General features: G+C 60.9%; 8 protein-coding genes and 2 pseudogenes. 2 read left to right on the top strand and 8 right to left on the bottom strand.

The features are described from left to right. Positions 1-29: 29 nt before the first annotated feature. A complete protein-coding gene (gene arcD / locus ACA070_RS23735; protein ID WP_497448567.1) occupies positions 30-1,457 on the bottom strand; it encodes an arginine-ornithine antiporter in 1,428 nt (475 codons plus the stop codon). A gap of 427 nt (positions 1,458-1,884) precedes the next feature. On the opposite strand from arcD (ACA070_RS23735), the gene arcD (ACA070_RS23730) reads away from it, so the two are divergent. Continuing rightward, positions 1,885-3,312, top strand: a complete 1,428-nt coding sequence (arcD, locus tag ACA070_RS23730; RefSeq protein ID WP_497448566.1) for an arginine-ornithine antiporter — start codon at positions 1,885-1,887, stop codon at positions 3,310-3,312. Beyond that, positions 3,309-4,172, top strand: a complete 864-nt coding sequence (locus tag ACA070_RS23725) for a DNA-3-methyladenine glycosylase family protein (RefSeq protein WP_497448565.1) — start codon at positions 3,309-3,311, stop codon at positions 4,170-4,172. Before arcD (ACA070_RS23730) ends, ACA070_RS23725 begins: the two co-directional genes overlap by 4 nt. Before the next feature lie 178 nt (positions 4,173-4,350). On the opposite strand, the gene ACA070_RS23720 is transcribed toward ACA070_RS23725, so the two are convergent. The 7 genes and pseudogenes from ACA070_RS23720 to ACA070_RS23690 all read right to left on the bottom strand — a co-directional run bounded on the left by ACA070_RS23720 (position 4,351) and on the right by ACA070_RS23690 (position 13,121). After that, the gene (locus ACA070_RS23720; RefSeq protein WP_497448564.1) at positions 4,351-5,682 is read right to left on the bottom strand and encodes a CoA transferase; all 1,332 of its coding nucleotides are present in this window, start codon (positions 5,680-5,682) and stop codon (positions 4,351-4,353) included. Positions 5,683-5,850: 168 nt separating this feature from the next. Beyond that, positions 5,851-6,378: pseudogene (locus ACA070_RS23715) on the bottom strand (methyl-accepting chemotaxis protein); the annotation flags it as partial. A gap of 378 nt (positions 6,379-6,756) precedes the next feature. Then, positions 6,757-7,725, bottom strand: a pseudogene (locus tag ACA070_RS23710) (methyl-accepting chemotaxis protein); the annotation flags it as partial. 465 nt (positions 7,726-8,190) lie between these two features. Continuing rightward, positions 8,191-8,586 carry a YbaN family protein gene (locus ACA070_RS23705; protein ID WP_497448563.1) on the bottom strand — a complete coding sequence of 132 codons (396 nt, stop codon included), beginning with the start codon at positions 8,584-8,586 and terminating at the stop codon, positions 8,191-8,193. 163 nt (positions 8,587-8,749) lie between these two features. After that, the gene (locus ACA070_RS23700) at positions 8,750-9,352 is read right to left on the bottom strand and encodes a biliverdin-producing heme oxygenase (protein ID WP_497448562.1); all 603 of its coding nucleotides are present in this window, start codon (positions 9,350-9,352) and stop codon (positions 8,750-8,752) included. Between the two features lie 116 nt (positions 9,353-9,468). Then, positions 9,469-12,033: a TonB-dependent receptor gene (locus ACA070_RS23695; protein ID WP_497448561.1), complete on the bottom strand. Its 2,565-nt coding sequence runs from the start codon at positions 12,031-12,033 to the stop codon at positions 9,469-9,471. 122 nt (positions 12,034-12,155) lie between these two features. Beyond that, positions 12,156-13,121, bottom strand: coding sequence for a FecR family protein (locus ACA070_RS23690; RefSeq protein WP_497448560.1), 966 nt, complete (start codon positions 13,119-13,121; stop codon positions 12,156-12,158). Positions 13,122-13,144 lie beyond the last annotated feature (23 nt).

Raw genomic sequence — 13,144 nt, 5'->3', positions numbered from 1 at the left:
ATCCTCCAGATGACAAAACAAGTCGTGTGTTACAGGGTCAGGAAGCCGTCATACAGTCCGTAGGCCGCCACCAGGGCGCCCACGACGACTGCGGCGAAAATCAGCTTCTCGACGTTGGTGAAAACCGGTTTGTTGACTTCAAGCTTGGCCTTGGCGAACAGGATCGCGCCGGGGGCATAGAGCAGGGCGGAGAGCAGCAGGTATTTGACGCCACCGGCATAGATCAGCCAGATCGCGTAAATCAACGCGACGGCGCCGATGAACAGGTCTTTGCTGCGTTCGGCCGCTGCGTTTTCATAGCTCTCGCCGCGCACCGCCAGCAACAGGGCGTAGGCTGCGGACCACAGGTACGGCACCAGAATCATCGAAGTGGCGAGGTAGATCAGCGACAGGTAAGTGCTGGCGGAAAACAGGGTGATGATCAGGAACAGCTGCACCATCGCGTTGGTCAGCCACAAGGCGTTGACCGGCACATGGTTGGCGTTCTCCTTGCGCAGGAACGCCGGCATGGTGTGGTCCTTGGCGGCGGCGAACATGATCTCCGCACACAGCAGCACCCATGACAGCAACGCGCCGAGCAGAGAAATGATCAGGCCGATGCTGATCAGCGCCGCGCCCCACGGACCGACGATATGTTCCAGCACGGCGGCCATCGACGGGTTCTGCAGTTTGGCCAGTTCCGGTTGGGTCATGATGCCCAGCGACAGCACATTCACCAGCACCAGGAACAGCAGCACGGTGATGAAACCGATCACGGTGGCCTTACCCACATCGCTGCGTTTTTCCGCGCGGGCCGAGAAGATGCTCGCGCCTTCGATGCCGATGAACACCCAGACGGTGACCAGCATCATGTTGCGCACCTGGTTCATCACGCTGCCCAGGTCCGGGTTTTTCACGCCCCAGATGTCAGCGGTGAAGATGTCCAGTTTGAACGCAAAAATCGCGATCAGCACAAACAGCAGCAGCGGCACGATCTTGGCGACGGTGGTCACCAGGTTGATGAATGCCGCTTCCTTGATCCCCCGCAGCACGAGGAAATGCACACCCCAGAGCAGCACCGACGCACCAATTACGGCAGCCACGGTGTTGCCTTCGCCGAAGATCGGAAAGAAGTAGCCGAGGGTGCTGAACAGCAGAACGAAGTAGCCGACGTTACCCAGCCAGGCACTGATCCAGTAACCCCATGCGGACGAGAAACCCATGTAGTCGCCGAACCCGGCCTTGGCGTAGGCGTAGACACCGCCGTCCAGGTCAGGTTTTCGATTGGCAAGAGTCTGGAAGACAAACGCGAGGGTCAGCATCCCGACTGCGGTGATGGCCCAACCGATCAGCACGGCACCGACGTCGGCACTGGCGGCCATGTTCTGCGGCAAAGAGAAGATCCCGCCACCAATCATTGAGCCGACAACCAACGCGACAAGTGCGCCGAGTTTCAGTTTTGCGGGGGATTCAGACATTGCATGACTCCAATGCAGGAGAAGAGAGACAACAGATTAATTCTGTTAGCTATTCAATTAGCTGACGTGGATCAGTACATCGGCACATTCCATTGTTAATGAAAGACTTATGAATCTTTTCCGGGCATAACGGTATTGCCGGAAAAGCCCTGTACAGAGGCCTCGGCCAGATCAAGCAGGAATAGCGCTTAGTACAAGGAGTTTTAAAGCTAGTTCGTTTTCGTGTTTACGCAAATTTTGCCGTCTGTTTCAGTACGGAATTGATTTATCAGGATTGACACACAAAACTGTTACTCACCGATTGCCATAGAAACATCGGCTATAAATAAAAGGCGGTATTTGCCGATATTTAATAAACGGTAAACCCCGTTATCCATTTAATTAAAGTTATCCATGTGTGCCGATGCCGTGAAAAAGGGGATGCAGGATGTCGCAACCGACGCGAAAACTTCGCTTGAGTGCGCTGATCGCCCTGGTAGTAGGTTCGATGATCGGCGGCGGGATTTTTTCCTTGCCGCAAAACATGGCCACCCGTGCCGATGCCGGGGCGATCTTGATTGGGTGGGCGATCACCGCTGTGGGCATGTTGACCCTGGCCTTCGTGTTCCAGACCCTGGCCAATCGCAAACCTGAACTGGATTCCGGGGTGTACGCCTACGCCAAGGCCGGTTTCGGCGATTACATGGGATTCTCATCGGCCTGGGGTTACTGGATCAGTGCCTGGCTGGGCAACGTCGGTTATTTCGTGTTGCTGTTCAGCACCCTCGGTTATTTCTTTCCAATATTTGGCCAGGGCAACACGCCAATCGCCATCGGCTGCGCCTCGGTGTTGCTGTGGGCCGTGCATTTTCTGGTGATGCGCGGGATCAAGGAGGCGACCTTCATCAACCAACTGACCACCGTGGCCAAGATCGTGCCGCTGATTATGTTCATCGTCATCGCCGCCGTAGCCTTCAAGGCGGACATCTTCACCCGCGACATCTGGGGCCGCAGCAACCCGAATTTTGGCGGCGTGATGGACCAGGTGCGCAACATGATGCTGGTCACCGTGTTCGTGTTCATCGGCATTGAAGGCGCCAGTGTGTATTCGGCGAGAGCGGAGAAACGCTCGGATGTCGGTCGGGCCACGGTCATCGGTTTTCTCGGCGTGTTGGCGTTGCTGGTGCTGGTGAACGTGTTGTCCCTGGGGATCATGAGCCAGCCCGAACTGGCCACCTTGCAGAACCCGTCGCTGGCGGCGGTGCTGGAACATATCGTCGGCCCTTGGGGTGCGCTGCTGATCAGCATCGGCCTGGCGATTTCGCTGCTCGGTGCATTGTTGTCCTGGGCGCTGCTCTGCGCTGAAATCCTCTTCGCCACGGCCAAAGACAAAACCATGCCGGCCTTCCTGACCAAGGAAAACGCTAACCATGTGCCGGTCAATGCGTTGTGGCTGACCAATGTGATGATCCAGATTTTCCTGCTGATCACGCTGTTTTCCGCTGGCACTTACACCAGCCTGATCTACCTCGCCTCGTCGATGATTCTGGTGCCGTACCTGTGGTCGGCGGCGTACGCGGTGCTGTTGAGCGGACGCGGCGAAACCTACGAACACGCGTCGGCCGAACGGACCAAGGACCTGATGATTGGCGGCATCGCCCTGGGTTACGCGGTGTGGTTGTTGTATGCGGGCGGGGTGAAATATTTGCTGCTGTCGGCGCTGTTGTATGCGCCGGGGGTGATCTTGTTTGCCAAGGCCAAGCATGAGCAAGGCGAGCCGTTATTCACGCCTATCGAGAAAGGGATTTTTACCTGCGTCATTTCCGGGGCAGGGCTGGCGGCGTACGGGTTGTACAGCGGGTTGCTGTCGTTGTGAGGGTGCTGCTGGCGTATCAACCGCCGTATGACTGGTCGGCGATGCTGGAATTTTTGTCGGCGCGGGCGGTGGCCGGAATGGAGACGGTAATCGATGGCGTTTATTCGCGAAGCATCGGGTTGAACGGTGTTCACGGCAGGTTTTCGATCAGGCCGGTGGCGGGCGATGCGTTGGAAGTGACGCTGGATTTTCCTGATCCGGCTGCCGTGCCGCAGATCGTCGCGCGGCTGCGGCGGATGTTTGATCTGGATGCGGATTTGCCGGCGATGCATCGGCAGTTGGCGAGTGATCCGTTGATGCAACGGTTGATTGCGGAGCGTCCGGGGCTACGGGTGCCTGGGGCGTGGGATGGGCTGGAGTTGGCGATTCGTGCGGTGCTCGGCCAGCAGATTACCGTGGGTGCGGCGATCAAGTTGGCGGGGAAACTGGTGGCGCAGTATGGGCAGCCCTTGCAGTCGCCGATGCCGGGACTGACTCATGTTTTTCCTGACGCAGCGGTGTTGGCGGTAGCGGATCTGGCGACGTTGGGCATGCCGAAAAGTCGCGGGCGGACCTTGTCCGGCGTGGCTCAAGCGTTGCTGGACGATCCCCTGCTGTTTGAGCCGGGACGGGAGGGTGGTGTGGCGCGCTTGCTGGCGTTGCATGGGATTGGCGACTGGACGGCGCAGTACATTGCGTTGCGCCAGTTGCGGGAGATGGGTGCGTTTCCGAGTGGGGATGTGGGGTTGATCAATGCGCTGGCGGCGCTTGAGGGTGGGGCGGTGACGGCGCGGGATTTGTTGAGGCGAGCTGAGGTTTGGCGGCCTTGGCGGGGGTATGCGGCGCAGCTTCTTTGGACATCGTTGAGCCGGATGGATTGAGTTGTTTGTTCCGGCCTCATCGCCAGCAGGCTGGCTCCCACAGGTTTTGTGATCGACATAAATCCGCTGTGGGGCAGCTGTCTTGGTTTTGATGATTGGTTTGGCTGGCTCCCACAGGTTTTGTGAACGATACAGATTCACTGTGGGAGCCAGCCTGCTGGCGATGGGGCCAGAACAGTCACCACCACTGCGCGCGATGTGAACCTAATTCAGAAGCCGGAATCGCCCATTGCAACGGCGTCCCGGTGATTTTCAGCGGCACATGAAGCCGATGCGCCGGCCCCCAAGGCGTCTGCTCAACCAGCATGCCTTGATCCTTTTCATCTTCTGCTCGCAGCGCCTCATCGGTTCCCGCACCGTTTTCAATCAACAACTTCGCTGTGCGCGCCAACGACAACCTGGCCGACCCGCCACGCCCCAACAACATGATCACCGCAGCCGCCATCAAATACCCGGTCGCATGATCAAGCGCCTGAACCGGCAGCGGCGTCGGTTTGTCCGTTTTCTTCCACTGCATGCCGGCCTCGGCAATGCCGCTGCTCATCTGCACCAGGCTGTCGAAGCCGCGGCGGTTCTGCCACGGGCCGCTCCAGCCGTAGGCGTTGAGGCACACATCAATCAGGCCCGGCGCCAGGTTTTGACGCTCGGCAGCACCGTAACCCAACTTTTCCAGTGCATCGGCGCGGTAGCCGTGGAGCACGATATCAGCGTCCTTGAGCAGACTTTCGAACACCGCTCGGTCGTCATTGTTGTGCAGGTCCAGTCGCGCGCAACGTTTGCCCAACGTGACTTCCGGCACCACACCGGGTTCGTTCCAGGTCGGCGGGTCGATGCGCAACACATCGGCGCCGAGGCCGGCGAGAAAACGACTGGCGACGGGGCCGGCGAGTACACGCGTGAGGTCCAGCACCTTGATCCCGGCCAGCGGTTGCGCCACTGAACCCTGCCACGATTTCGGCTGTTGAGAGGAAGCGGCGCTGAACTGAATCAACGGTTCGGCGTTCACCGCCAACCCTTGGGGATGCGCCTGCCATTGCGCCCGGTTGCGCATCTCGGCGGCGCACCCACCGGCATCGATCACGGCCTGTTCCAGATCGGTTTTAGCCCATTGCGCCACCTTGCTCGCCATCGCCGCACGGTCGGCACAGGCGCCGAGCACACTTTCGGCGGCGGCGCGGTGATGCGGCGCATTGGTGTGCAAGCGGATCCAGCCGTCCTGGGTCGCGTAGTCGCCGGCAACCGGGTCCCACAGCGGTGGAACGCTCCAGCCCACGGGGCGAATCGAAGTGGCGAACCAGAAAGACGCAAGGCGGCGGTCGACTTCAAGGCCGGGTAAACGACCGGTGTGTTGCTGCAGTAATTCGCTAACCGCCTGACCGGCAGCAGCGATGCTGGCGCAGGCCAGGTCGGTCACGGCAAACGCCGAGGGCAGGGCGCCGCTCGACGTAAAAGGAATCGGCGTGTGAGGCAAGCCGAGTGCGGCTTGAATGGACGTGAGTAAACCAGTCATCGAAGGCCCTCCGGAACGAGAGGCCGAGCATAGATCAAAACACTGCTCGTCCGGATGAATTCCCCTGTAGGAGCGAGGCTTGCCCGCGAAGACGGTATGTCAGTCGACATCAATGTTGAATGATCAACCGCCTTCGCGGGCAAGCCTCGCTCCTACAAAAGCAAACATCTATACCCGAAACTGATCCATCAATTTCATCTGGTGGGTGGTCAGGGAGTTGAGTTGGCTGCTGATCTGCGCCGATTCGGTGGCCTGGCCGGTCAGGGTTTCGGTGACGGTACGGATCGCAGAGACGTTGCGATTGACCTCTTCGGCCACCGCGCTTTGCTGTTCGGCGGCGCTGGCGATTTGCAGGTTCATGTCGCTGATCACGGTGACCGCGTCGCTGATTTTGCTCAAGGCCTGCACCGCTTGCTGGATCTGCCCGGCATTGCTGTGGGCCTGGGTCTGGCTCGAATGCATGGTGGCGACCACGCCGCGCGTGCCGGTCTGGATGCGCTCGATCACGATGCGGATTTCTTCCACCGAATCCTGGGTGCGTTTGGCCAGGTTGCGCACTTCATCGGCCACTACCGCAAATCCGCGACCACTCTCGCCGGCACGGGCGGCTTCGATGGCCGCGTTCAGAGCCAGCAGGTTGGTCTGTTCGGCGATGCTGCGGATCACTTCCAGCACCGAACCGATCTGCTCGCTGTTGACCGCCAGCGCTTCGACTTCGGTCACGGCCTTGCTGACTTCGTCGGCCAGTTGATTGATGTCGCGGGTGCTGCGTTCGATGATCGACATGCCATCGCGAGCCGATTGGTCAGCGCCTTTCGCGGCATTGGCGGCGTTCGAGGCGCTGTTGGCGACGTCGTGGGCGGTGGCGCTCATTTCGTTGGACGCGGTGGCCACCTGGTCGATCTCGCGGAACTGCACCTGCATGCCTTCGCTGGTCTGACGGGCGATTTCCGAAGACTGGTCGGCGGTGCCACGGGCGTCGGTGATGCTTTGTTTGATCTGCGCGATGGTCGGTTGCAGCTTGTCGAGGAAACGGTTGAACCAGCTGACCAGTTCGCCCAGTTCATCCTTCTTGCTGTAGTGCAGACGCTGCGTCAGGTCGCCGTCGCCGCTGGCAATCGCCTTGAGCATCTCGGCGACGCTGTTGATCGGCCGGGTCACGCCGGACGCGGTGAGCCAGATCAGCAACAGACCGACCAGGCCGGCCGCGACAGCCACCAGCACCGCTTTGATCGTGCCGCTTTGCTGGGCGTCATCGAGCACCGCTTGCAGCTTGACCGAGTCGGCCAGCAGCACGTGTTTGGGCAGGTCGATCACCACGCCCCAGGCTTTGGAGTCGGCAATCGGACTGACTGGGTACACCGCACGGATCAAGTCGCCTTGTTCGAGAATCTTCGGTGCGCCGCCGCTGAGCAATTGCAGGACTTCCTTGCCATCCGCGCCCAGCGTGTCGCCGATGCTTTTGCCGACCTTGCTCGCGTCAACGCTGTAACCGGCGAGCACGCCGCTGCCGGAGACGATCAGCATGTGCCCGGCGTTGTTGAACAGTTCACGCTGGGAATCGACAGCGGCTGCCTGCAGAGCATCGAGAGCGATGTCGATACCGACCACGCCGATGGATTTGCCGTCCACCAGCAGCGGTACGGAAATGGTGGTCATGAGCATTTCCTTGCCGCCGACGGTGTCGGCATACGGGTCCAGCAGGCAGGTGCGTTTGCTATCGCGAGGGCAGGTGTACCAGCTGTTGTAAGGCGTACCGCTGAGGCTCAAGGTGGTTTTGGTCATGTCGTCTTCGACCATGATCGTGTTGATCCCGGCCCCCCCGGCACGGCTCCAGTAACTGGCGAAACGCCCGGCTTCGTTGGACTGGCGCGCCGCATCGTTGGCGAACTCGCTGTCCTTACCGTCCAGGCCATTGGGCTCGAACGCCAGCCAGATCCCCAGCACCTTGCTGTTGCGCTCGAACGCGGTTTTCAGGCTCTGGTTCAACTCCTCACGCAGGGCACCGGCCTCAAGCGAGCGCTTGGCAGCCAGGGTGCGCATGTCCTTGATCTGGTCCGCCAGGGCCGTCACCACCAGCAGACTTTCGCCGAAGGTCTTCTGCACCCGCACCGCTTGCTCGGCGGCCTTGGCCTGGAGCAGGTCCTGCACGCTGGCGGTGAGCATCTTGCTGCTCGAGGCGCTGACCAGCTCATCGTTCTGATTGGTCTGGTAGAAATTCATGCCGACGATCAACACGACCACGCCAAGCAGGCAGAGGCCGGACAGCAAGACGATTTTCAGGCGGATAGAGAGAGAGTCGAACATAGGGGCGAACTCGCGAATGGATGAGGTGTTGGCTGTGAGTCGGGGGTGACCCCATTCGCCAAGTCCATTCAGCGCCATTTAATGCACATCGGCGTGGGGTGAGGATGCATGATGGTGGCACCGACGAACGGTCATGGTTGAACGTTTGCGCGGAAAAATGTGCCGCAAAACGGATTAAAACGGGGAAAAATCGCGGTGGGTTCAGGAGGGTTGCGGCAGTGATTCCGGTCGCGACCAGATCCACAGATTGCCCAGGCTCATACCGGCGATGGCCAGGTAGATCGGCCAGCCGTGATCGAGCATCACCAGCATCAACCCCGCGCACAGCAACATGCTGACGGTGGCACTGACCTTGGCCCGACGAGCGATGATTTTACCGTTGCGCCAGTTGCAGAGGATCGGCCCGAACAGCCGATGGTTTTCCAGCCAGGCACTCAGGCGCGGCGAACTCCTGGTCGCAGCCCAGGCGGCGAGCAGGATGAACTCGGTGGTCGGCAGGCCGGGGATGACGATGGCGATCAGGCCGATACCCAGGCTGACATAGGCCAGCAGGCCGAACAGGAGACGGGTGAGTTTGGAGGTGGTGAGGTGAGGCATGGGTTCAGGTTAGCGCGAGTGAGGCAGGATCGGGATCTTCAAGCTGGCTCGGTCCCCTTGTGGGAGTGAGCCTGCTCGCGATGACGGAGTGTCAGTCGACATCATTGCCGCCTGACCCACCGCTATCGCGAGCAGGCTCGCTCCCACAGGGGACTGTGTTGTATCAGGCGAGTTCGGGGGTGTAAGCCTGTTCCAGCAGCACGGTGAAGCGGTTGAATGCATCGACAGCGGCCTGCTCGATTTCAGCTTCTTCCTGAGCGCTGAACGCCAGCGAGTCGAGGGTTTTGACGAAGCGTTTCCAGCCTTCAGCGCGGCCGCCGGCCGGTTCGCCGAGGTGGCGGGCGCCGAACGTTTCGCTCAGGCCCAGACCAACAGCACGCTTGATCAGGAACGCTGCGCCCAGCTTCGAACCTTCGGAAACGAACAGCCAACCCAGTGCTTCGGCTTTGCCTGGGTTCTTCACCGCGCCAGCCACCGGTGCCGGTAATTCGGTTTCAAGGTCCGCCAGGTCAGCCATGGCCGCTTCCGCCCGGCAACGCGCCGGCAGGTCCGGGACGATGGCCGTCAGCTCGGCATCGTTGTACAGCGACACCAGTTCCGACTGGAACAGGTACTGCGCCACCACGAAACGGGCAAAGTTGGCCCGGGTTTCAAACGGTGCGTGGGCTTTGACCAAGGCATCAAGCTTGGTGTGAGGCGAGTGAGTGATCTGGTTCAAGCGTTGCGAACGCAAAGCAGGGCGTTGAGCAGTGTCCTGAGTGGTCATGGGAATTCCTTGAGAAAAAGGGGCGCTTGGTAACGAGACGAATAAGAAGGCGCAGGACAGTAAAAAAAACCTCACTGCACCGCTTCCATAAAGGCAGCGCAGTGAGGTGATTAGCGTCAGATGTCCCAGACCAGATTGATCGCGAAGTTGCGGCCCGGTTGGGTCAGGCGATCGAGGTTGGCCGGTTGCGTCACCGAGGCTTCGCCGACGCTGTCGTAACCGCGCACGTCGTCCCACTGCCAATATTTCTTGTTGGTCAGGTTGTACAGGCCGGCGTTGACCGTCACGTCGTCGGTCACCTTGTAGAAACCGGCCAGGTCGAGTACGCCATAACCCGGGGTCTTGAACTGGGTGCTGGTGCCGTCCGGGGTTTTGAAGCTGGTGCTGTCGACGCGGGTCTTGCGTTTGACCAGGGTCCAGCTCAACAGCGCGCCGTAGTTATCCTGGTCGTAGCCGAGTCCGAACACGCCGGTCAGCGGGTTGATGCTGTTCAGCGGCTGACCGCTGTCATCGTTGCGGCCGTACAGATAGGCCACCGAGCCTTGGGTATAGAGGCCGGTCGGGGCGCCGAAGCTGTCGAGGTTCAAGCGACCCTTGAGCTCCACGCCCTTGATGGTTGCGTGGGCAATGTTATTGCTCTGGAACGTGGTCTCGCTGTAGCCAGGGGTGATGGCGTTCTCATCGATGAAGTCGCGGTATTTGTTGTAGAACACCGCCACATCGAACGTGCCTGTATCGAACTGGCCGCGCAGGCCGGTTTCATAGCTCTTGCTCTTTTCCGGGTCCAGGTCCGGATTGGGCGCGACCTGATAGCCGCCTGCCAGGTTTTCGAAACGACCATACAGGGCCTTGGCGGTCGGCGTGCGGAAGCCTTCGGCGTATTGACCGTACCAAGTGTAGTTGTCGTTGAAACTGTAAGTGGTGCCGAATTTCGGCGACAGGCGATGCCAGGTCTTGGTGCTGTCGCTCACCACGCCGTTGCCGCTCTGGTCGGCGGTGGCCAGGAACTCATCGGTGATGTGCGGCTTGAGTTCGGTGTAGTCGTAGCGTGCGCCAGGCAGGAAGGTCCAGTTGCCCCAGCTGATCTGGTCCTGGGCGAACAGGCTGTAGCTGTTGATAGTCGGGTCCGGGAAGTCGCTGGCCGGTTTCAGGGTGTCGGCGGCACTCGGCGCACCGATGACCCGGCAAGCACCCGCCACGGTCAGGCAAGTGCCGCTGCCGGTACGCAGGCCGGTGACTTCGTCTTGCTTGATGGTGGTGCCATAGGTGACAAGGTGATCGGTGTCGGCGATGGCGAACGACTTGTCAGCCTGGGCATCGAACACCCATTGGCGATCCTTGTAATTGGTATCGCGGTTACGCAACACGGTACGCGACGGCGCGTAGATTTCTTCGGTGCTCTGGGCGGTCTTGGCGATCTGGTAGTTCAGCGACCACTTGATGTTGTCGGCCAGCAGACTGTCCAGACCGAAGCGGTGCTCCAGGCCGAAGCGTTCGCGGGTGACCGTGTCGTTGCCGGTGCGGGATTTATAGAAGCCGAAACCGCGTCCCGCGTTGAACGGGCCGCCGACTGCACTCAGCTGGTTGGTGTCGCGGTCGTCCTTGTAGTGCTCGTAGGTCAGGCCGAAGCGCGCGTCGTCGGCATAGTCCCAGCCCAGTTTGGCCAGCACGTTGGTGGTGCGCACGTCCTCGGGGTTGGCTTCGGTGCGGTTCAGGCCGATGCCACCGGTTTCGCCATAGGATTCGGTTTCATGACCGTTGCGTTGGCTCAGGTGCAGCAAGCCGTCGAAGTCACCGGTGCGACCGGCGACCGTGCCGGAGGTCAGCCAGCTGTCATCCGCCGAGCTGTAACCGGTTTTCAACCGTGCGCCGACGTCCTTGCCCGGTTTGATGATGTCGTCCGGGTCCAGCGTGTAGTAGCTGACCGCGCCGCCGATGGCGTTGCTGCCGTAAAGCACCGACGCCGGGCCGCGGAGGATTTCCACGCGTTTGACGATCTCGGGGTCGACGTAGTTGCGGTTGGTCTGGGCGTAAGGGCCGTTGAAGAAACTGTCGGGCACTTGCACGCCATCGATCTGGGTCAGCACGCGGTCGCCGTCGATGCCGCGGATGTTGTAGCCCGTGAGACCGGCACGCTGGCCGGCACCGCCGACCGATACGCCCGGTTCGTAGCGCACCAGATCCTTGATGTTATTCACGTTGTTGCGGTCCAGGTCTTCGCGGGTCTGGACCGTTACTGTACTTGGCACGCTGCTCACGTCCTGTTCGTTACGAGTGGCGCTGATGGTCACCTGGTCCAGGTTGAGCGCGCCGCTATTGCTGCGCTTCTCCAGCACGATGTTGTTACTGCCCAGTTTGCGATAGCTCAGGTTGGTCCCCACCAACAGGCGATCGAGGGCTTTTTCCGGCGGCAACGAACCGCGCACACCCGGCGAGGCCACACCGTCCGCCAGTTCGGCGGGCAAGCCGACCTGCCAGCCTGTCACGGCCGTAAAGGCATTCAGTGCCGAGACCAGCGGCTGCTGCGGGATGGCAAACGAGTAATCGCCCATGTTGCGGGTCGGCTGCCCGGCGGCAGTGGCGGCCATCAGCGGCGCGGTTCCGGCCATCAGGATGGCAGCCGTCAGCAGCGACAGCACGCGGGAAGGTGAAGAGGACTGGCGGGTATGGCGAGAGGACATCGATAGCGCTCCGTGTCGCACGAATCTTTATAGGTGCTGATTGGCATGGCGAGATGCGAATCAATTGCATTGGCTATAACGAGACGAACGAACTTCAGCTATCGAGTAAAAATAATTCTCATTTAGTTCAAGATCACCAGCGCCGGGAATTCCTGGAGCCGCGCAGAGGTGATGTGGGCCAGCGAACGGACCACGTCCAGCGGCTGGTCGAGACGGTAATTGCCGGTTACGGCGACGTTGGCCAACTGCTCGTTGGTGTTGATGATCCAGCCCGGATAATAGCGGCGCAGCTCCGCCAGCACCTGGCTCAGCGGGCAGTTCTCGAACACCAGACGGCCCTGGACCCACGCCAGGTCCGTGGCGGCATCGTGCTTGGCCGGGCGGTCGAAGCCGTTGGGGCCGATGCGGATGCTTTCGCCGGCAGACAGTCGAATCCGGGCATCGTCGCGGGTGGCCCGCAGATCGACATCGCCACGCTGCACCCGAACCTGCGCCACGCCGTCCTGATAACGCACGGCAAACGCGGTATCGCGCACGCGGGCCTTGACCGGTCCGGCGTCGATTTCCAGTGGCTGGCCGCGATTGGCCGGCACCTCGAAAAACGCCTCGCCCTGATACAGACGGGCCACGCGCTGTTGATCGTTGATGGTGCTGGAAAACGCCGAGTTGGTATTGAGCAGGACTTTCGAGCCGTCCTCCAGTTGCAGCCGCTGGCGTTCGCCGACCACGGTCAAGTGATCGGCCTGAAGGCGCATCGGCAGGTCGCTGAAACTGAACAGACCGAGGATCAGCACGGCGGCCGTGGCCAGCGGTTTCCAGTGCGGACGCAGGCGCGACAGGACCGTCACTTTCGGCGGCCGGGCGGCCAGGCTTTTCGCGCATTGCACCACTTGCGGGCCATCCCAGATCGCCTGAGCCTTGGCGAACGCTTCGGCATGCAACGGATCGGCGGCCAGCCAGTCATGAAACTGTCGGGTCTGTTCCTCGCTCGGACTGCCCAGCACGATCAGCCAGTCCAGAGCCTGGTCCATCGCGCTTGCGGCATCCCGCGCCGGGGAGGGCGGAGGGGAACGGTGGGTGTCCGTCACGGTGTTTCCTCGGCAGTGTCTGT

Source organism: Pseudomonas sp. LBUM1678, from assembly GCF_059695575.1.
The sequence above is the reverse complement of the archived record's forward strand: the minus strand, read 5'-3'. Positions and strand labels throughout refer to the sequence as shown.

Excerpts from the sequence above, each read along its gene's own strand:
- arcD (WP_497448567.1), bottom strand. The coding sequence starts at position 1,457 with ATGTCTGAATCCCCCGCAAAACTGAAACTCGGCGCACTTGTCGCGTTG.
- arcD (WP_497448566.1), top strand. The coding sequence starts at position 1,885 with ATGTCGCAACCGACGCGAAAACTTCGCTTGAGTGCGCTGATCGCCCTG.
- ACA070_RS23720 (WP_497448564.1), bottom strand. The coding sequence starts at position 5,682 with ATGACTGGTTTACTCACGTCCATTCAAGCCGCACTCGGCTTGCCTCAC.
- ACA070_RS23705 (WP_497448563.1), bottom strand. The coding sequence starts at position 8,586 with ATGCCTCACCTCACCACCTCCAAACTCACCCGTCTCCTGTTCGGCCTG.
- ACA070_RS23700 (WP_497448562.1), bottom strand. The coding sequence starts at position 9,352 with ATGACCACTCAGGACACTGCTCAACGCCCTGCTTTGCGTTCGCAACGC.
- ACA070_RS23695 (WP_497448561.1), bottom strand. The coding sequence starts at position 12,033 with ATGTCCTCTCGCCATACCCGCCAGTCCTCTTCACCTTCCCGCGTGCTG.